22 protein-coding genes are annotated in these 19,211 nt (G+C 61.6%); 11 read left to right on the forward strand and 11 right to left on the reverse strand.

Annotation, left to right across the window (positions count from 1 at the left end):
• Positions 1-22 precede the first annotated feature (22 nt).
• On the reverse strand, positions 23-931 hold the full coding sequence (locus tag J1N02_RS04430; protein WP_405125553.1) for a LysR family transcriptional regulator: 909 nt from the start codon (positions 929-931) through the stop codon (positions 23-25).
• A gap of 127 nt (positions 932-1,058) precedes the next feature.
• Here J1N02_RS04430 and J1N02_RS04435 point away from each other — a divergent pair, with 127 nt between their 5' ends.
• On the forward strand, positions 1,059-1,811 hold the full coding sequence (locus J1N02_RS04435; RefSeq protein WP_027603941.1) for an SDR family oxidoreductase: 753 nt from the start codon (positions 1,059-1,061) through the stop codon (positions 1,809-1,811).
• A 209-nt stretch (positions 1,812-2,020) separates the two neighbouring features.
• On the opposite strand, the gene J1N02_RS04440 is transcribed toward J1N02_RS04435, so the two are convergent.
• The 4 genes from J1N02_RS04440 to aroC form a co-directional block, all read right to left on the reverse strand.
• A complete protein-coding gene (locus J1N02_RS04440) occupies positions 2,021-2,290 on the reverse strand; it encodes a response regulator transcription factor (RefSeq protein ID WP_027603939.1) in 270 nt (89 codons plus the stop codon).
• A gap of 210 nt (positions 2,291-2,500) precedes the next feature.
• The gene (locus J1N02_RS04445) at positions 2,501-3,031 is read right to left on the reverse strand and encodes a 1,2-dihydroxy-3-keto-5-methylthiopentene dioxygenase (protein WP_092355099.1); all 531 of its coding nucleotides are present in this window, start codon (positions 3,029-3,031) and stop codon (positions 2,501-2,503) included.
• Positions 3,028-4,188 (reverse strand): MFS transporter, encoded by a 1,161-nt coding sequence (locus J1N02_RS04450; protein WP_027603937.1) that lies wholly within the window; start codon positions 4,186-4,188, stop codon positions 3,028-3,030. Before J1N02_RS04450 ends, J1N02_RS04445 begins: the two co-directional genes overlap by 4 nt.
• 10 nt (positions 4,189-4,198) lie before the next feature.
• Positions 4,199-5,290: a chorismate synthase gene (aroC, locus tag J1N02_RS04455; protein ID WP_421147190.1), complete on the reverse strand. Its 1,092-nt coding sequence runs from the start codon at positions 5,288-5,290 to the stop codon at positions 4,199-4,201.
• A 143-nt stretch (positions 5,291-5,433) separates the two neighbouring features.
• Here aroC and J1N02_RS04460 point away from each other — a divergent pair, with 143 nt between their 5' ends.
• Both J1N02_RS04460 and J1N02_RS04465 read left to right on the forward strand, forming a co-directional pair.
• Positions 5,434-6,396: an alpha/beta hydrolase gene (locus tag J1N02_RS04460; protein WP_027603935.1), complete on the forward strand. Its 963-nt coding sequence runs from the start codon at positions 5,434-5,436 to the stop codon at positions 6,394-6,396.
• A 99-nt stretch (positions 6,397-6,495) separates the two neighbouring features.
• Positions 6,496-7,305: a hypothetical protein gene (locus J1N02_RS04465; protein ID WP_027603934.1), complete on the forward strand. Its 810-nt coding sequence runs from the start codon at positions 6,496-6,498 to the stop codon at positions 7,303-7,305.
• Positions 7,306-7,373: 68 nt separating this feature from the next.
• Here the strand turns inward: J1N02_RS04465 and prmB are convergent, their stop codons facing one another.
• On the reverse strand, positions 7,374-8,282 hold the full coding sequence (gene prmB / locus J1N02_RS04470) for a 50S ribosomal protein L3 N(5)-glutamine methyltransferase (RefSeq protein WP_421147191.1): 909 nt from the start codon (positions 8,280-8,282) through the stop codon (positions 7,374-7,376).
• 240 nt (positions 8,283-8,522) lie between these two features.
• On the opposite strand from prmB, the gene J1N02_RS04475 reads away from it, so the two are divergent.
• The 5 genes from J1N02_RS04475 to J1N02_RS04495 all read left to right on the forward strand — a co-directional run bounded on the left by J1N02_RS04475 (position 8,523) and on the right by J1N02_RS04495 (position 11,305).
• Positions 8,523-9,113, forward strand: a complete 591-nt coding sequence (locus J1N02_RS04475; RefSeq protein WP_027603932.1) for a cysteine hydrolase family protein — start codon at positions 8,523-8,525, stop codon at positions 9,111-9,113.
• Between the two features lie 141 nt (positions 9,114-9,254).
• Positions 9,255-9,575, forward strand: a complete 321-nt coding sequence (locus J1N02_RS04480) for a hypothetical protein (RefSeq protein WP_092355101.1) — start codon at positions 9,255-9,257, stop codon at positions 9,573-9,575.
• A gap of 75 nt (positions 9,576-9,650) precedes the next feature.
• Positions 9,651-10,208, forward strand: coding sequence for a Smr/MutS family protein (locus J1N02_RS04485; RefSeq protein ID WP_016976371.1), 558 nt, complete (start codon positions 9,651-9,653; stop codon positions 10,206-10,208).
• Positions 10,209-10,286: 78 nt separating this feature from the next.
• On the forward strand, positions 10,287-10,832 hold the full coding sequence (folE, locus tag J1N02_RS04490; RefSeq protein WP_003442011.1) for a GTP cyclohydrolase I FolE: 546 nt from the start codon (positions 10,287-10,289) through the stop codon (positions 10,830-10,832).
• Between the two features lie 101 nt (positions 10,833-10,933).
• Positions 10,934-11,305 (forward strand): glutathione S-transferase N-terminal domain-containing protein, encoded by a 372-nt coding sequence (locus J1N02_RS04495; protein ID WP_027603930.1) that lies wholly within the window; start codon positions 10,934-10,936, stop codon positions 11,303-11,305.
• A gap of 46 nt (positions 11,306-11,351) precedes the next feature.
• Here J1N02_RS04495 and J1N02_RS04500 read toward each other — a convergent pair whose 3' ends face one another.
• Genes J1N02_RS04500 through J1N02_RS04510 form a run of 3 tightly spaced genes read right to left on the reverse strand, consistent with a single transcriptional unit; the run spans position 11,352 to position 14,288 of the window.
• Positions 11,352-11,672 (reverse strand): AtuA-related protein, encoded by a 321-nt coding sequence (locus J1N02_RS04500; protein ID WP_027603929.1) that lies wholly within the window; start codon positions 11,670-11,672, stop codon positions 11,352-11,354.
• The gene (locus J1N02_RS04505) at positions 11,669-12,994 is read right to left on the reverse strand and encodes an acyclic terpene utilization AtuA family protein (RefSeq protein WP_368962255.1); all 1,326 of its coding nucleotides are present in this window, start codon (positions 12,992-12,994) and stop codon (positions 11,669-11,671) included. Before J1N02_RS04505 ends, J1N02_RS04500 begins: the two co-directional genes overlap by 4 nt.
• Before the next feature lies 1 nt (position 12,995).
• On the reverse strand, positions 12,996-14,288 hold the full coding sequence (locus tag J1N02_RS04510; RefSeq protein ID WP_169897934.1) for a CitMHS family transporter: 1,293 nt from the start codon (positions 14,286-14,288) through the stop codon (positions 12,996-12,998).
• Positions 14,289-14,418: 130 nt separating this feature from the next.
• Between J1N02_RS04510 and J1N02_RS04515 the strand changes: the two genes are divergently transcribed.
• Positions 14,419-15,315 (forward strand): LysR family transcriptional regulator, encoded by an 897-nt coding sequence (locus tag J1N02_RS04515; RefSeq protein ID WP_027603926.1) that lies wholly within the window; start codon positions 14,419-14,421, stop codon positions 15,313-15,315.
• 60 nt (positions 15,316-15,375) lie between these two features.
• On the opposite strand, the gene J1N02_RS04520 is transcribed toward J1N02_RS04515, so the two are convergent.
• Positions 15,376-15,978 carry a glutathione S-transferase family protein gene (locus tag J1N02_RS04520; RefSeq protein WP_027603925.1) on the reverse strand — a complete coding sequence of 201 codons (603 nt, stop codon included), beginning with the start codon at positions 15,976-15,978 and terminating at the stop codon, positions 15,376-15,378.
• A 10-nt stretch (positions 15,979-15,988) separates the two neighbouring features.
• On the reverse strand, positions 15,989-17,155 hold the full coding sequence (locus J1N02_RS04525; protein ID WP_092355110.1) for a PLP-dependent aminotransferase family protein: 1,167 nt from the start codon (positions 17,153-17,155) through the stop codon (positions 15,989-15,991).
• 81 nt (positions 17,156-17,236) lie between these two features.
• Between J1N02_RS04525 and J1N02_RS04530 the strand changes: the two genes are divergently transcribed.
• Both J1N02_RS04530 and J1N02_RS04535 read left to right on the forward strand, forming a co-directional pair.
• Entirely contained in the window at positions 17,237-17,671 is a 435-nt protein-coding gene (locus J1N02_RS04530; RefSeq protein WP_092355113.1) for a MarR family winged helix-turn-helix transcriptional regulator, read from the forward strand.
• A 191-nt stretch (positions 17,672-17,862) separates the two neighbouring features.
• The gene (locus J1N02_RS04535) at positions 17,863-19,209 is read left to right on the forward strand and encodes an NCS2 family permease (RefSeq protein WP_421147192.1); all 1,347 of its coding nucleotides are present in this window, start codon (positions 17,863-17,865) and stop codon (positions 19,207-19,209) included.
• Positions 19,210-19,211: the final 2 nt, after the last annotated feature.

A 19,211-nucleotide genomic window follows, 5' to 3' on the forward strand; every position in this document is an offset into this window, starting at 1 on the left:
CATCTGCCGGTGCCGTCTCGTCTTATAGAGTCGGCACCGGGGTGCCGCCGTTCAAGGCTGGAATCTTTGAAAACACCTCAGCCATGAAATCCATGAACACGATAGCCCGCGTGGGGAGCAATCTATTGGCGACATAAACCATCTGCACGGGGACAGGTGGAGCCCCATGGTTGGTGAGAATGAACTGTAATCTCCCGCTGTTCAGCCCGCCCTCAAACAGCCACGCGGGTCCATGCGCCACACCCAGGCCCGCCACGACCGCCGCACTCACAGCGTCGGGCGAGTTGACCCTGAGCCTGCCGGTAATCGGAATCTCCGCGTCCCGGAATCGCCAGGTCGCCCCGGACGACAGTAAGGTGTAGATGATGCAATCGTGGTCGCGTAGATCCTCCGGGGTCTGCGGAACGCCGCGTTTAGCCAAGTAGTCCGTGCTGGCGACGAAGACCCGGTCGTACCATCCAAGAGGCCGGGCGCGCAAGGTGCTGTCCTCCAGCAGTCCTATGCGAATGGCGAGTTCGGTGCCTTCATTGACCAGGTCTACGTATCGATCGTTGAGTTGGAGATCCAAGATCAATTGAGGGTAGCGCTCCAGAAAGGCCGGCACATGCGGCAGCACAAACGCGTGTGCGAGAGCTGTCGGACAGGCTACGCGCAAGAGTCCCGATGGATCGACGTTGTTTCTGAAGGACGATTCGGATTCATCCACCGCATCCAGGATGCGCCGGATGTCCGCATAGTAGCGTTCGCCCTCCGGTGTCAACGACAGCTTGCGCGTAGACCGGTGGAGCAAACGCGTCTGCAAATGCTCCTCCAGAGCCGCTACATAGCGGCTTACATTCGGTTGCCCCAGCCCTAGATCACGCCCTGCCGCCGAAAAGCTCCCGGTTTCTACAGCACGCGCGAAGCACGTCATCAACAGAAATCGGTCCACTTCTCCACCTCAATTCATGCTCAATTTGCATGAATTATATGCGAATAAGCAGTCTTATATACCATGGGGCATGAGCGCATATTTCTCCCTGTCGACCGCGGTGGTCGTCATTCACCGGAGAATTCAAATGTCGCGCTTGCAAGGTAAACGTACGCTCATTACTGGCGGCACCAGTGGCATCGGGCTGGAAACGGCAAAGCAGTTCCTGGCCGAGGGTGCTCGCGTGATCGTAACGGGGGTCAACCCCGATTCGATTGCAAAGGCCCAGGCCGAATTGGGCCCGGAAGTGCCGGTGCTGCGCGCCGACTCGGCCAGCGTTGCGGCACAAAAGGAGCTGGCACACGTCATCAAGGAACACTACGGCCAACTCGACGTTGCCTTCCTCAATGCCGGCGTATCCGTCTGGCAGCCCATTGAGGAATGGACGGAAGATATGTTTGACCGCTCTTTCGACATCAACGTCAAAGGGCCGTACTTCCTGATGCAGGCGCTGTTGCCGGTCTTCGCCAATCCTGCTTCGGTCGTGTTGACGACTTCCGTAAGCGCCCATGCAGGCGCAGATCGCTCGTCCGTGTATGCCGCAACGAAGGCCGCACTGCTGAACATGTCGAAGACGCTCTCGACCGAATTGCTGGGCCGTGGCATCCGTGTCAACGCAGTGAGCCCTGGCCCCGTCGAGACGCCGCTTTACGACAAGCTGGGTATTCCGCAAGCTTATCGCGCGCAGCTTAACAAAGAGATCGCGGCAACCATTCCGCTTGGGCGCTTCGGTACCTCCGACGAGGTGGCCAAGGCAGTGCTGTATCTGGCATCCGACGAGTCGCGCTGGACGGTCGGCTCTGAAATCGTCCTTGACGGCGGCCGCCTGCTGAATGGCTAAGCGCGCAGCTCAAGAATTACGCGAATGCCACATCGCCCGGGCTGAGTTAATCAGGCGCTGAACGCCCGCCCCCAGCACTTAGCGACGAACCAGTCCAATCCAGACTGCGCACACCGCGGTACGTAGGCACGGTTTCGTTATGGCTGGACGATGACGCTTCAAACCGATGGCTTCGATGGCCGAAAGCCCCTCACCAAGGCTCGCTGGGGTCAGCATAAACCTTGGCGTGCCGCCTCATTCATCGCCTGTACTCGGTTGGTCACGCCAAATTTGCCGTAGATATTGCGCAGGTGGAATTTCACCGTGGCTTCGGACGTGGCGCGAATCTGGCTGATCTCCCAGACGGTCTTGCCTTCGGAGGCCCAACGCAGGATTTCCAGTTCCGTAGGGGTCAGTGGTTTTCCGGACAAGCTCAAACGCCTCCTGGCGGCGTTGGGCACCGAATGTGGCACTGGAGACAATTCCCTGGGGCCTCTCATTAGTTTCACTCCCTTTTGCTGGCTATCGCCCTATCACCTTCGGATTCCTCCTATTGACAGGTGATATAAACGTTGTTGCCGCAAAGAGTTACATAACCAATGGCACTAAGGCGCAGGCCCCGCGATAAACAGCCGGGCCTTACAAGAATAAGAGTTTATTCCCACAACAACTTCCAACATGCGGGGGTTGAAGTTTTCGATATGTCGTAATCAGTCATCCAGCCCGGGAAAGCGTCGGGCGATATCGTCGCCCGTCAACTCCGGCACCGGGTTTTGCGCCTGATTGAAGAGTCGCAGCGTTATACAGTGGGGGTTCTCCCCCATATCAAACCAATGCGGCATACCGGCGGGTACCAACAGCAGATCGTTTTTTTCACAACGCACGGCATACACGTAGTCGCCAACATGCAGGTTGAACAAGCCCTGGCCGGCGATGAAAAAATGCACTTCGTCTTCGCTGCAGCGGCGTTCATCCAGGAACCGGGCACGCCATTCGGCTTTTTGCGGGTGGTCGCTGGTGACACTGAGCACCGCCACCGCACCGTAGCCGAGGGCATCGATCTGCGGCTGATAGGCGGCAATCATCTCAGCGTCGCTGGCGCCCCTCTCGATCAGGGCAGGCTGCCAGCGCTCGAACCGCACACCGTGCTCGGCCAGGGTAGCAGCGATGTCGTCGACATGGGTCAGGACCTTGTTCGGGGTATCCGGTGAAGCGACGGGGTAGACGGCGACATAACTCATTGAAGGGTTCCTTGGTTCTGCTCTTGCAATCGAAAACCGATGATAGCGGCGGCGGCCAGGGCGGCGACGCTGGCAATACTAAAGGTGAAGGTCGGCCCCAGCAGGTTCCAGCTGTAGCCGGAATACAGCGCACCCAGCGCACCGCCGGTGCCGGCCAGGGCGGCGTACAGCGCCTGGCCCTGGCCTTGTTGCTTATCGCCAAAGCTGCGCTGCACAAAGGCAATCGCTGCGGCGTGAAAACTGCCGAACGTGGCAGCGTGCATGACCTGCGCCAGCAACAGCACCCACAGCAGTTCGGCAAACGAGCCCAGCAACAGCCAGCGCAGGGCCGCCAGCAGGAAACTGGCCAGCAGCACCCGGCGTACCGAAAAACGTGTGAGGATGCGGCTCATGCCCAGGAACATCAGCACTTCCGCCAGCACCCCCAGGGCCCACAGCATGCCGATCATGCCACGGCTGTAGCCAAGGTGTTCCAGGTGCAGGGTCAGGAAGGTGTAATACGGGCCATGGCTCATTTGCATCAGCGCCACGCAGGCGTAAAACGCCAGTACGCCGGGACTGCGCAGCTGCTTGAGGAAACCATCAGCGGCCAGACGATTGCCGTGGCTGGCGGGCTGCGCATTCGGGACCCACAGGCTGGCACCGATGATGCCGGCCATGATCACCACGACCACCACCGGGTAGATATCCAGGCTCAGCCAGTCGAACAGGCGGCCCATGATCACCACGGTGAGGATAAAACCGATGGAGCCCCACAGGCGCACCTGGCTATAGCGCGCGGTCTGTTTTTGCAGGTGGGCCAGGGTGATCACTTCAAACTGCGGCAGCACCGCGTGCCAGAAGAACGCATGCAGGGCCATCACCAGGGCCAGCCAGGCGTAGGAGTGGCTGACGAAGATCAGGGAAAAACTCAGCAGGGTGCACACCGCGCCGAAGCGCACGATGGCCAGGCGTCGGCCGCTGTAGTCGCCCAGCCAGCCCCACAGGTTGGGGGCCACGCAGCGCATCAGCATGGGGATGGCCACCAGCTCGCCGATGCGCGCGCTGGAGAACCCCAGGTGGTCGAAGTACAGCGCCAGGAACGGCGCCGTCGCCCCGAGCAGGGCGAAGTAGAACAGGTAGAAGCTGGAGAGGCGCCAGTACGGGAGGGCTGTCACCGCAGCACCGTCACAGCTGGCCCAGCACCGGGGTACTCACGCGCACATCGGCATTTTGCCCGCGATTGCGCAACAGGTGGTCCATCAACACGATGGCCATCATCGCTTCGGCAATCGGCGTGGCACGGATGCCCACGCACGGGTCGTGACGGCCCTTGGTGATCACGTCCACCAGGTTGCCGTGCACATCGATCGAACGGCCCGGGGTGGTGATGCTCGAGGTGGCCTTGAGTGCCAGGTGCGCAACAATCGGCTGGCCGGAGGAAATACCGCCGAGGATGCCGCCCGCGTTGTTGCTGAGGAAGCCTTCCGGCGTCAGTTCATCGCGGTGCTCGGTGCCACGCTGGGACACGCAGGCGAAACCGGCGCCAATCTCCACGCCTTTCACCGCATTGATGCTCATCAGCGCGTGGGCCAGTTCGGCGTCGAGGCGATCGAAAATCGGCTCGCCCAGGCCCGGCTTGACGCCTTCGGCGACCACGGTGATCTTGGCGCCGACCGAATCCAGGTCGCGGCGCAGTTGGTCCATGTAGGCTTCCAGCTCCGGCACTTTGTCCGGGTCAGGGCAGAAAAAGGCGTTGTCTTCCACGCTGTCCCAGGTCTTGAACGGGATTTCAATCGGGCCCAACTGGCTCATGTAGCCACGGATGACGATGCCCTGGGTCGCCAGGTATTTCTTGGCGATGGCGCCGGCTGCCACCCTCATCGCGGTTTCACGGGCCGAGCTGCGACCGCCGCCACGGTAGTCGCGTTCGCCGTATTTATGGTGGTAGGTGTAGTCGGCATGGGCCGGGCGGAACAGATCCTTGATCGCCGAGTAGTCCTTGGACTTCTGGTCGGTATTGCGAATCAGCAGGCCGATGGCGCACCCGGTGGTACGACCTTCGAACACCCCGGAGAGGATCTCGACTTCGTCGGGCTCCTGGCGCTGGGTGGTGTGGCGGCTGGTGCCGGGCTTGCGACGGTCGAGGTCACGCTGCAGGTCTTCCAGGGACAGCTCGAGGCCGGGCGGGCAGCCGTCGACAATGGCGACCAACGCCGGGCCATGGCTTTCGCCCGCGGTGGTGACAGTGAACAGCTTGCCGAAGGTATTGCCGGACATGCAGGGCGCTCCGTGAAATCAGTTGAATCAAGTCAACCGTAATAACTTAAGGCGGCCAGTATACGCAGGCTAACCGACTAGTTCATCCTCGAAACCTTACCGGTAGACCTTGGTCCAACCGGCACCTTCCTCATGATGGCGCGATGATGCTGCGAGTTCTTCTGTTTACCCTGACCCTGTTTACCGCCGTGGCCCACGCCGCCTCCCCTGTCGTACTGCAACGCCCGATCAGCCTGGACACCGGCAGTGGCGAACTGTTTGGCTCGCTGCTGCTGCCCCAGTCCGACAAACCGGTACCGGTGGTGTTGATCATCGCCGGCTCCGGCCCCACCGACCGCAACGGCAACAGCGCCGACGGCGCACGCAATGACAGCCTCAAGCGCCTGGCCTGGGTGCTGGCCCGGCATAACATCGCCAGCGTGCGCTACGACAAGCGCGGTGTGGCCGCCAGCCTCGCCGCCACGCCCGACGAACGCAACCTGACCCTCGATGCCTACGTGGCCGACGCGGTGGCCTGGGGTAAATTGCTCAAGGCCGACACACGCATGGGCCCGCTGATTGTGCTGGGCCACAGCGAAGGCGCGCTGGTTGCCGCCCTCGCCGCCCCCCAACTCGACCCGGCTGGAGTCATTTCCCTGTCCGGCAGCGCCCGCCCGGTCGACCAGGTGATCCGCCAGCAACTGGCCGATCACCTGCCCCCTGCCCTGCTGCTGCGCAGCAATGAAATCCTTGATCACCTCAAGGCCGGTCAGGTGGACGCCGATGTGCCTGGCCCGTTGCAGGGCATTTTCCGACCCAGCGTGCAGCCTTATCTGATCAGCCTGTTTCGCGCCGACCCTTCAGCGGCCTTTGCGAAACTGCGCATGCCGGCGTTGATCATCCAGGGCAGCAACGATATTCAGGTCGGTGTGGGCGACGCCGAGCAACTCAAAAGGGCCAAGCCCGATGCCGAACTGGCGGTGATCGAAGGCATGAACCACGTGATGCGCATCGTGCCCAACGACGTAAAGCAACAATTGGCCTCCTACAATGACCCGCAATTGCCGCTCGCCGCTGAGCTGGGCACCCGCTTGGCAGGCTTTATCGACGGACTTCAACCCCGTTAACCGACAATTTGCCTCCAGTCCTGCAAAAAGCGGCCGATAAGCCCAGAGTCGACAGCAAAAAGACTGTCGACTGGCAGGGCTTGGACAGGATCGCACCGCATGACAACCACTGAAGCAACACCGGAACCGACCGCCGACACCCCGGCTGAAAAAACCGAGGCCATCGACACGGCGGCTCCCCTGCCGTGGGCGGATGTTCAGGCCGAGCATTTCAAGATGCTGCGCCTGGCCCCGCTGGCCACCGACCGCGCCACCGGCCTGCGGCCGCTGCGGTTCGTACAGTTCGGCTATGCCGAGCGCCATGACAAACACCACAGCCTGTTGCGCATGGTGATCCAATTGCCGGGGCAGCGGGTGCGCCGTGAGCAGAACCATCTGGATATCTGGGTGGATCACGATAAACACCGCGTGCACTTCGGCCCGGGCAACAGCCTGGAAATCGAACCGGCCAACCGCGGCATCGGCCGCTTCCTGGTGGCCCAGGGCGCCGCGTGGGCGAAGAAAAAATGGTCAAGCTACCGCGTCGACGGCGTGGACCTGGCCAACAAGGACGCACTCAACGAAGCCACACGCCTGCGCCGCGATCACTTCCTGCGCGTCCAGGGTTTCGATGTGGCCTACGCCGATGTGCAGCACCTCAAAGGCAACGTGCAGCCGGGCAAGGTCAGCGACGTACTGGACAGTTGGAACACCGAGAAGGTGCAGTTCGTGGAGATCCTTGAAGCCGCGCAGATGCTGCAACAGGCCGAGCACAACCTGCTGGAGCAGGAAGTGAAGCTGCGCAAGGAAGAAGAAAAGGTCACCAAGTTCAAGCGTGAGGACAGCGGGTTGCGCTTTACCATCACCTGCCTGGTGGCATTTACCGTGTTTCAGGCGGGGCTGTTGATCTGGATTGCCACGCACCGATAGCCGGCTGGAAAGCCATCGAAAGGTGGGAGGGGGCGTGGCCCCTCCTACATTTCCTACCCTAAGGTTGGTTAAACCCGAGCGGCGAAGATTGCCTGGTGCTCTCGGCACTGTTCGGCCGTGAGCATGAACACCCCATGCCCACCCCGCTGGAAATCCAGCCAGGCGAAGTCCACTTCCGGGTACAGCGCGTCAACATGCACCTGGCTGTTGCCCACCTCGACAATCAGCAAACCCTTCTCGGTCAGGTGGTCCGCCGCCTCGGCCAGCATGCGCCGCACCAGGTTCAGGCCATCGTCGCCGCAGGCCAGGCCCAGCTCCGGCTCGTGCTGGTATTCGTCCGGCATGTCGGCAAAGTCTTCGGCATCCACATACGGCGGGTTCGACACGATCAGGTCAAAGCGCTGGCCCGGCAGGCCGTCGAAACCGTCGCCCTGCACGGTGTACACACGCTCGTCGACACCATGGCGCTCGATATTCTGGTTGGCCACTTCCAGGGCTTCGAAGGACAGGTCACCGAGTACCACTTCGGCGTCCTGGAACTCGTAGGAGCAGGCAATGCCGATGCAGCCGGAGCCGGTGCACAGGTCGAGGATGCGCGTCGGTGGTTGGGCCAGCCAAGGTTCGAAGCGGTTTTCGATCAACTCGCCGATGGGCGAACGCGGGATCAGCACGCGCTCGTCAACGATAAACGACATGCCGCAGAACCACGCCTCTTTCAACAGGTAGGCCGTGGGCACCCGCTCATGGATACGGCGATGCAACAAACGCTGTACGTGAGAGATTTCCTCTTCTTCCAGGTTGCAATCGAGGTAGCTGTCGGCAATTTCCCATGGCAGGTGCAAGGCACCGAGCACCAACTGCCGGGCTTCGTCCCAGGCATTGTCGGTGCCATGGCCAAAAAACAGGTCTTCCCCATGGAAACGGCTGACGGCCCAACGGATGTGGTCGCGCAAGGTGCGCAGGCGGGATGTGATCACGGGGGGCAGACTCCTGGAAAAAACGACTGGCGATTCTAACAGTCTTCGCCTGTATCGACGATGTACGAAAACCTGTTGCCGTACGTCGGATTTCATCCAAATCGCCATCATTCGGTTAAACATCGCCACCACTTGACATGGCTGCACGCCAGCAACGGCGTACCTTACGATAGTAGCGATTCACAGAACCGCTCAGCCAGTGGACAATGACGCAAAAGCCCCCCTCACAGGAGCCCCAGAATGTCCGTTCCAAAGACGATGTTTCAACTCAGCGGTCGTGGTTACGCAGCTGCCAACCTTGCCCATGCGACCCTCGTGATCATCGACGCTCAAAAGGAATACCTCAGTGGCCCGCTCGCCCTCTCCGGCATGGACGCGGCGGTCGGCAATATCAAGCAACTGGTCGCCGCCGCGCGCAACGCCGGGCGCCCGATCGTGCACGTGCGCCACCTGGGTACCGTGGGCGGCCTGTTTGACCCCCAGGGCGAGCGCGGTGAGTTCATCCCCGGCCTCGAACCTCAAGGTGACGAAACCATCATCGGCAAGCTGCTGCCCAGCGCCTTCCACGGCACCGGCCTGGAAAAACACCTGCAGGACCTCGGTTCCCTCGACCTGATCGTCTGCGGCTTCATGAGCCACTCCAGCGTCAGCACCACCGTGCGTGCCGCGAAGAACCTGGGGTTTCGCTGCACCCTGGTGGAAGACGCCTGTGCCACCCGCGACCTGCCTTACAAAGGTGGCATCCTGAGCGCCGAGCATGTGCAGCAGACCGAGATGGCCATCATGGCTGACAATTTTGCCACTCTCGCACTGACTAAAGACCTGATCTGATCGCCCTTCGGGTGAGCGGCGCGGCCTGTTGCAGGTCCCGCTCATCCGCAAAGCCCTCTCATTTGGCGCATTTACCTCGGGTACAGGAACAACCTGTGTATCTTCCGGTCGAAGGGCCGATACCCTGGAGGAAAGGTCGGAATGAAGATATCCGATGGTTTTGACGCTCGTCGCTTGCGCCCCAAGGGCCCGAGCAACTGGCGTCTGCGCCTGGTGGCCGGCATTGCCGCGCTGCTGGCGGTCGTAGGCTTGTTGTTGGCTGGCGCTGGTGGCGCCGGTTTGTCTGGCCACTCGCCGGCCCTTGGCGAACTGAATGCCAGCCCTGGCGGCTCGGCGATTTTACTGGGGATCGGGCTGCTGGTGCTGTGGCTGGGCGTGTGGCTGTGGCGCCGCAGCCGTCGGAAGATGCGCCAGCCGTTGTCACTGAACATCGCCTCGCACCTGATGAAAAAGCACGACTGATGGCGCTTGGATAGCGTTTCCTGCGCCCCGGCCGCCGCGATTTAGGTAAACTGCCCGCCCTTCGCGGAGGCTGACATGCAAGACGACGATTTTTCCCTGTTCAAAAACGAGCTGCGCGGCGTCAAGCCGATCAAGCACGACCGCGCCGACACCGGCAAACCCAAGGCCGACCGCGCACAGATCGCCAAGCTGCGCCAGGCTGCTACCGTACGCACCGATGCCACCACCGTGGATGGCCTGTCAGACCAGTTCGTGATCGATGTCGGCCCCGAAGACGAGCTGATGTGGGCCCGCGACGGCGTACAGGAAAGCCAGATGCGCAAGCTCAAGGCCGGTCAGATCCCGTTCGAAGGCAGCCTCGACCTGCACGGCATGAACGTGGAGAAAGCCCGGGAAACCCTGTGGGCCTTCCTCGCCGAAGCCACCAAGTTCGAAATCCGCTGCGTGCGCGTCACCCATGGCAAGGCGGTGCGCTTGGACGGCAAGCGGCCGATGATCAAGAGCCACGTCAACACCTGGCTGCGCCAGCATGCCCAGGTGCTCGGCTTTACCTCGTGCCAGGCCCGTCATGGGGGCGCGGGTGCGGTGTATGTGATGCTCAAGCGCACGATGATGGAAGGGCGCGACGAGTAACAAGTGCCATCGTCAGGCTTGCAGCGATGTGTCGGCCACCGTAACCTTGCGCTTTGCGAAAATCCCACAGGTAGTTTCATGTCCCTGGAACAGAATTACACCGCGATCCTCGGCCAACTCGGCGAGGACGTCTCCCGCGAGGGCCTGCTCGACACGCCCAAGCGTGCCGCCAAGGCGATGCAGTACCTTTGCCGCGGCTATGAACAGACACTCGAAGAGGTCACCAACGGTGCCTTGTTCAGCTCCGACAACAGCGAAATGGTGCTGGTCAAGGACATCGAGTTGTACTCGCTGTGCGAACACCACCTGCTGCCGTTTATCGGCAAGGCGCATGTGGCGTATATCCCGAGCGGCAAGGTGCTGGGCCTGTCGAAGGTCGCGCGGATTGTCGACATGTATGCGCGCCGCCTGCAGATCCAGGAAAACCTCAGCCGCCAGATCGCCGATGCGGTGATGCAAGTGACCGGTGCCCTGGGCGTGGCCGTGGTGATCGAAGCCAAGCACATGTGCATGATGATGCGCGGTGTGGAGAAACAGAATTCGTCGATGATCACCTCGGTGATGCTGGGTGAGTTCCGCGAAAACGCGGCCACCCGCAGTGAATTCCTCAGCCTGATCAAGTAACAGGCTGGGTAGGGAAAAACCGGCGTTCATCGCCGGTTTTTTTTCGCCTGCAAAATTGAGGTAAGCTGCGGCCCCTTCTTCATGGGCAAGAGGTTTCAGCCATGTTCGTCAAAGCACTTCGAGTGGGCCTCGGCCACGTCATCATCGCCGGCGACTTCCTTACCCGCCCGCGCAAAAAGCAGCGCCCTGCCGAACAACAGGCGCAGGTGAACGCAGCGGCCAAGGACCTGACCCTGTATCAATTCCACGCCTGCCCGTTCTGCGTGAAGACCCGCCGCACCCTGCACCGCCTGAATGTGCCGGTGGCGCTGAAGGATGCGAAGAACAACGAGCAGGACCGCCAGACCCTGCTGGAGCAAGGCGGCAAGATCAAGGTGCCGTGCCTGCGTATCGAAGAGAATGGCCAGACCACCTGGATGTATGACTCCAAGGTAATCATCGATTACCTGGACAAGCGTTTCGCCGCGATCTGACCGACCTGGGCAGATTCACTGTGGGAGGGGCAAGTCCCTCCCAGAGTTAGTCCAGTAGTGCCAAATCGAGATCGAGCAGCGCCGAGCCGAGGCACTTGCCATGGGCATCCAGTGCCAGCGAGCGGGTTACGCCGCCGCGCAATATACCCGGCAGTACGAAGTTCAGCGCCTGCACATTCGGCAGTTCATAGCGCCGCACCGGGGCCGCGTCCGGCTCCAGCAGGCCGGCAAAAAAGTCGGCCACGCGCTCGGCGGTAAGCTGTTCACACAACAGCAGATAATCCTCGGCCCGGTAAGCAATGATCGAAATGTTCGAGGTATCGCCCTTGTCGCCGGTACGGGAATGGGCCAGCGTGTGCAGTTTCATGCTTCGATCCTCGGGTTGACCGCGTCACGGGGCAGCAGCAATGACGCCACCGCCACCACCTGCCGTACGCTCTTGCTGGCACCGCCGCCGCCGGACGGGCCGTTGGTGTAGAGGGTTTCCACTTCATTGCCGACCCGCACCGCTTCGCTGCGTTCTTCACAGCGGGCCGCCACGCGCAGGCGCACTTCCCAGGGCTCTACGCTGCTGCGCGGACCGTGCAGCGAGTCCATGCCGATCAGTTCGGCGCGTACGTCCTGCATCTTCACACCCATCAGTTGCAAACGCTTGAGTACGACATCCCGCGCCAGCTGCGCCCGTGCGACCGCGCCGGGACCGCCGTAGGACATTTGCCCTTCGCCAATCCAGCCATCCAGGTAACCGACGCTCACCTTCAACTGCTCGGGCCGTGCGCGGCCAGCAGCACCGTGGGCACGTACCCGATCAACGCCCTCCTCGTCAAACCCCACCTGGGAAAAATCGGCAGTCACGTCCGGGGTGAGATACGCCGCAGGATCATGCACTTCGTAGATCAACTGCTCGGTGCAGGTGGCACGACTGACCCGCCCACCGGAGCCTGCCACCTTGGTGATCACGGCCTCACCCTCGGCATCGATTTCAGCCAACGGAAAGCCCAGGCGTGCGAGGTCATCCACATCCTTGAAACCGGGATCGGCAAAATAGCCGCCGCTGACCTGCCCGGCACACTCCAGCAGATGCCCGACCAACGTACCGCGCCCCAGACGCTGCCAATCATCCGCTGCCCAGCCGAACGCAAACATCTGCGGTGCCAGGAACAGCGACGGGTCGGCCACCCGCCCGGTGATCACCACATCGGCCTCGGCGCGCAAGGCATCAAGAATGCCGTCGACGCCCAGGTAGGCATTCGCGGAAATCAGGCGCTTGCCGAGTGAACCCACGGTCTGGCCGTTATCCAGCAATTGCTCAGGCCGCAAGGCCTCCAACACATCATCGCCCACCACGGCCACGACCTTGAGGTGCAGGCCCAGCTCCGTGGCGATACGGCGCACTTCAACGGCGGCCGACACGGGGTTGGCCGCGCCCATATTGGTGATCACCCGCAGGCGGCGACGCCCTTCATGGCGGCCGACGTAAGGCAACACACGCTGCATGCGCTCACTGAGCAGCGGGTCATACCCCCCCTGTGGATCGCTGATTCGTGCCTGTTGTGCCAAGGCGATGGTGCGCTCGGCCAGGCACTCGAACACCAGGTAATCCAGGTCGCCCAGCTCGGCCAGTTCCACGGCAGGTTCGATGCGGTCGCCGGAGTAGCCGGCGCCGGAACCGATGCGCAAGGTTTTCATTTCAAATCACTCCCAGGAGCAACGCCGTCAGGGTCATCAACACCGACGCGGCAAACAGAAAAGGGATGGTGAAGCGCTGGTGATCGGCCAATTCGATCTTGCACAGGCCCACCAACAGGAAGGTCGCCGGGGTCAGCGGGCTGACCGGGAAACCGGTGGTGTGCACGCCCAGTAACGACGCCTGGGCCACTTGCAGCGGGTCGACGCCCAGGGCCTTGCCGACTTCGGCGATCACCGGCATCACGCCGAAATAATAGGAGTCGGGATCGAACAGCATGCTCAGCGGCATGGACATAAAGCCCACCACGGCCGGAATCAGCTTGCCGTGTCCGGCCGGAATCTGCGCTACCGCCACTTCGGCGATGGCCTTGAGCATGCCGGTGCCTTGCATGATGCCGGTGAACACCCCGGCGGCGAGCAGGATACTGGCCATGGTCAGGGCGGTTTTCGCATGGGCATCGATGCGGGCGCGTTGGGCGTCCACGTTCGGGTAGTTGATGCACAGCGCTGCCACGGTGCCGAGCATGAACATCACCACCGGGTCGACCCAGCCGGCGATCATCACCACCATGACCAGCACGGTCAGGATCAGGTTGACCCAGAACAGGCGTGGGCGGCGCAGCTTGATGTCGTCGTCGCCGAGCACCCGTTGCGGCACGGCGTCCACGCTGGAGCCGGCGCCCAGGCCCAGGCGTTTTTCTTCTCGCCGGCCCAGCCACCAGGCGCAGGCGAAGACGAAGATCAGGCCGACGATCTGCACCGGGATCAGCGGCTGGAACAGGTCCGCCACCGGCACGTGCAAGGCCGCCGAAGAGCGCAGCACCGGGCCGGTCCACGGCAGGAAATTGACCCCGGCGGCCATCGCGCAGACACAGGCGAGGATGCGTTTATCGATGCCCAGCCGCGTATACAACGGCAGCATCGCCGGCACCGTCACCAGAAAGGTCACGGCACCGGAACCGTCCAGGTGCACCAACAGGGCCAGGGTCGCAGTCCCAACGACAATCCGTGTAGGACGTGTCCCTACCGTGCGCAGGATGCGATCAATGATGGGATCGAGCATACCGGCATCGGTCATGATCCCGAAAAACAGGATCGCGAACACGAACATGCCCACCACGGGGGCGACGTTCTTGATGCCGGTAATGATGAAGGCACTGGTTTGCAGGCCGAACCCACCGAGCAGCGCGGCGATGATCGGCAAGGCGATCAGGGCCACCAGTGGCGAAAGGCGTTTGCTCATGACGGCAGCGAGCAGGCACAGGATGGTAATGACACCCAGGGTTGCGAGCATGGGTTACTCCAGAGCGGCCTTGGTGGCCGGTTATTGTTTTCCCTGGAGTATTGGAAGCGCGTTACTCTTTGTAAATTGGAATGTTCAGCCAGTCATATTCGTAAAAACAAAACGCTCGAGAACAACAACAATGAAAAATTCGATCCAGCACATTCAGGCGTTCCTTGCGGTGGCCCGCACCGGCAGCTTTATCAAGGCCGCCCATGAGCTGCATCTTTCGCCTTCGGCACTCACCGTGCAGGTGCAACAACTGGAAGACTGGCTCGGCGTCGCCCTGCTCGACCGCAGCCCCCGGCATGTGAGCATCACCGCTGCCGGCCAGGACGCGCGCGGGCCGATGGAAAAACTGCTGCTGGACCTGGACAACATCGTCACCGGCTCCCGCGACCTCGCGGCCTTGCGCCGTGGCGTGGTCACCCTCGCGGCCCTGCCGTCGGTCTGCGCCGGCGCCCTGCCCCCGGCCCTGCGTCTGTTTCGCGAGCGTTTTGCCGGGATCGAAGTACGCCTGCAGGACCTGGTGGCCCATCGCATTCATGCCCAGGTGCGCGCAGGCGAAGTGGATTTCGGTATTGGCGTACGGGCGCGGCTAAGCCATGGCCTGGAGTTCACCCCGGTGCTGAATGATCGATTGTGTGCGTTCGTACCGCTGGATCACCCCCTCGCCCACCATCGCCAATTGACCCTGGAGCAACTGGCGGACCAGCCGATCATCCTCACCGGCCGCGACAGCAGCGTACGCGAGCAAGTGGATGGGCTGTTCGATGAGACGCGGTTGACGATGAACGCCGGGATGGAGGCCAACTACATGTCGACGGTGCTGGCGCTGGTGCGTCAGGGGCTGGGGATCAGCGTACTGCCGGAGTCGGCGGCGGACAGCCTGGAGGGGTTGAAACGCATCCATATCGATCATCCCGGGGTGAACCGCGAGATCGGCTTGATCAGTCGTAGCGGGATGGGATTGAGCCCGGCGGCGCAGCGCTGTTTCGACCTGCTGAACGATGAATTATCTGGCACGGCATCGAGCTGAATGTGGGAGGGGGCAAGTCGAATCGTCGCACCGCCCTCCCACCGTTTTTGACCGTGGTGATCAGTCGAGCATGGCCACATGCCTGGGATGGCTGGCCACGCGCTTCAACCAGGCCTGCACCGCCGGGTAAGGCGTCAGGTCAAACCCACCTTCATGGGCTACATGGGTGTAGGCATACAGCGCAATATCGGCAATCGAATACTGCTCGCCCACCAGGTATGGCGTGGTTTGCAGCTGACGCTCCATGACCTTCAGAGCCTTGTAACCGCGCTTGTGGGTGGTCTTGTATTCCTCCAGGCGATCTTCCGGCATGTTCAGGTAGAACTGGATAAACCGCGCCACCGCAATGTACGGCTCATGGCTGTACTGCTCGAAGAACTGCCATTGCAGCACTTGCGTGCGCAGACGCGGTTCGGTGGGCAGGAATTCGCTGCCATCGGCAAGGAAGTTGAGGATCGCGTTGGACTCCCACAGGCAGGTGCCATCTTCCAGCTCCAGCACCGGGATCTTGCCGTTGGGGTTCTTGGCCAGGAATTCAGGAGTCTCGGTATCGCCGTTGAGGATGTCGATATCCACCCATTGATACGGGATGCCCAGCAGGTTGAGCATCAATTTGACCTTGTAGCAGTTGCCCGACTTGTAATCGCCATAAACCTTGTACATGGGGCTCCCCTTATGCCGCTTGCGCGTGCTGTGCTTGACGGACCACCGCGGCCAGGCGTTTGAGCCCTTCGTCCAGGCGGGCCGGGTCGATATGGCTGAAATTGAGTCGCAGTGAGCCTAAATGCTGGTCCGGCTCGGAAAAGAACGGTTCACCGGGCATGAACGCGACGTCCTGATCGAGCGCAGGTGCCAACAAGGTGCGGGTATCGAGCGGCTGTTTCAAGGTCAGCCAGAAGAATAATCCGCCCTGGGGCACTTGCCAGTCGGCCAGTTCGCTGAAGTGGCGTTGTAATGCAGCCTGGAATGCGTCGCGGCGCTCACGGTAGAAACTGCGCAGCTCCACCAGGTGCTGCTGGTATTTCTGCGTGCCGATCCACTGCATGGCCTGCCACTGGCCGACGCGATTGGTGTGCAGGTCCGCCGATTGCTTGAGCTTGAGCAGGTGCGGGAACAGGTCCGGGCTGGCGATCAGGTACCCCACGCGCAGGCCGGGCAGCAAGGTCTTGGAGACCGTGCCGGTGTAGATCCAGCTGGCTTTTTTCAAGCGGCCGACGATGGGCTGCGCACTGCCGCCGTCGAAGGTCAGCTCGCGATAGGGTTCGTCTTCGATCAGGGTCACGCCGAACTCATCGAGCAAAGCGGCGACGGCCTCGCGCTTGGCTTCGCTGTAGCGCACGGCCGAAGGGTTCTGGAACGTCGGGATCAGGTAAATGAACGCCGGGCGATGGCGTTCGAGATTGGCGCGCAGGCTGGCCAGGTCGGGACCATCGGCTTCCAGTTGCACGCTGAGGCAATCGGCGCCGAACAGCTGGAAGATCTGCAGGGCGGCCAGGTAGGTCGGGCCTTCCAGCAGGATCTTGGTGCCCTTGTCGATATACAGCTTGGCCGCCAGGTCCAGGGTTTGCTGGGAACCGCTGACCACCAGCACCTGGCTGGCCTGGCACGGCACACCCAACGCACGCGCTTCGGCGGCGAGCAGTTCACGTAACTGCGGCTCGCCTTCGCTCATGCCGTATTGGCCGATGTTGAGCGGCATGTCATCCCAGTCCAGCGCGGGCAGCATGGCCTCGGCCGGCAGGCCACCGGCGAACGACATCACTTCCGGGCGCTGGGCTGCGGCAAGGATTTCACGGATCAAGGAGCTTTTGAGGCGCGTAACACGTTCAGAGAAGGCCATAAGGTCACCGCTAGCGAAGCCTGTGGGAAATACGTCAAACTGGTTGACCGAAATTACGACAGCTTGAGTGGATACGTCAACATGCTTGACCTTAAAAACCAAAGCAGCCAGCAACAAGCCATGGAAGCGTTCTTCTTTGGTTACCAGGCGTTCACTGCCAAGGCCGATGAAATGCTTGAACGCCGTGGCCTGAGCCGGGTGCACCAGCGCATCGTGTTTTTTATCGCGCGCTACCCGGCGCTGAGCGTCAAGCAACTGCTGGAACTGCTCGGTGTGAGCAAGCAGGCGCTGAACATACCCTTGCGCCAATTGCAGGAAATGCACCTGGTGGACAGCGTCGCGTCGCAGACCGACAAGCGCAAACGCCTGCTGGAGTTGACCGAGGAAGGCCTGCGTTTCGAGCAGTCGCTGCGCCGTGAACAGGTGAAGTTGTTGCAGCGCGCCTTCGCCGAAGCGGGCGAAGAAGCGGTAAACGGTTGGCTCGCAGTCAACCAGGCACTTGCAGGCCAGCCTTGATCCTCGGTGGCGCCCTGGCTTTGCCTTTCATCCTTTTCATGCAGAAAATAGAAAACATTATTTGCTTTATTTGTATACAAAAGCATAATTCGCTTCGTGCGAGTTCCTGACCTATTGGTCAACAAAACCCGCCGGTACCTCACAGCGCCCCGCGCTGGACATAACAATAAAATGCTTGAGGAGTACTCGCTGTGGATAGCCGCAAATCCGAAGCCTCGCCGCTGGACCTTGCCCCCTCACAGAACGGCTGGCTCGAACGCCTGTTCAAACTGCGCCTGCATGGCACCACAGTGAAGACCGAGCTGATCGCCGGGCTCACCACCTTCATCACCATGGCCTACATCATCTTCGTCAACCCCAACATCATGGCCGATGCCGGCATCGATCACGGCGCTGCGTTCGTCGCCACCTGCATCGCCGCCGCGCTGGGTTGCCTGCTGATGGGCCTGTACGCCAACTGGCCGGTGGGCCTGGCGCCGGGCATGGGCCTGAATGCGTTTTTCACCTACACCGTGGTCGGCACCATGGGTTACCACTGGGAAACCGCGCTGGGTGCGGTGTTTATTTCCGGGGTGCTGTTCATGGGCCTGACCCTTTCCCGGGTGCGTGAATGGCTGCTCAACAGCATTCCGGTGAGCCTGCGCCACGCCATGGGTGCTGGTGTCGGGCTGTTCCTCGGGGTGATCGGCCTGAAAACCGCGGGCATCATCGTCGACAGCCCGGCCACCCTGATCAAGCTCGGTTCGCTGCACGAGCCGGCGCCGCTGCTGGCGGCGGTGTGTTTCCTGCTGATCGCGATCCTCAGCTACCACCGGGTGTTCGGCGCGATCCTCATCAGCATCATCGCCGTGACCCTGGCCGGCTGGGGCCTGGACCTGGTGCACTACAACGGCATTCTCTCCACGCCTCCGAGCCTGGCGCCGACCTGGATGGCCATGGACATAAAAGGTGTATTCAATGTCAGCATGATCAGCGTGGTATTTTCCTTCCTTTTTGTGCACATGTTTGACACTGCAGGTACACTGATGGGCGTTGCGCAACGCGCCGGGCTGGTCAACGCCGACGGCAGGATCGATAACCTGTCCCGCGCCCTCAAGGCCGACAGCGCTTCGAGTGTGTTCGGTGCCATGGTGGGGGTGCCGCCGGTGACCAGCTACGTGGAAAGCGCCGCCGGGGTGGCCGCAGGTGGCCGTACCGGGTTGACGGCGGTGACGGTCGGCGTGTTGTTTGTGGCGGCCATGTTCTTCGCACCGCTGGCGGGCATGATCCCGGCCTATGCCACCGCCGGTGCGCTGATCTACGTGGCGATGCTGATGATGGCGAGCATGGCCCACATCAATTGGGATGAGGCCACCGACAGCATCCCGGCCATCGTGACTGCGATCATGATGCCCCTGACCTTCTCGGTCGCCGACGGTATCGCCCTGGGCTTTATCACCTATGTGGCGCTCAAGGCGGGCACCGGCAAGTACCGCGAGATTTCCGTAAGCCTGTGGGTGTTGTGCGCGATCTTTATCGCCAAGTTCGTCTTTCTATAGAA

The sequence above is a fragment of the Pseudomonas sp. NFX5 genome (assembly GCF_049132125.1).
Taxonomy (GTDB): Bacteria; Pseudomonadota; Gammaproteobacteria; order Pseudomonadales; family Pseudomonadaceae; genus Aquipseudomonas; species Aquipseudomonas marginalis.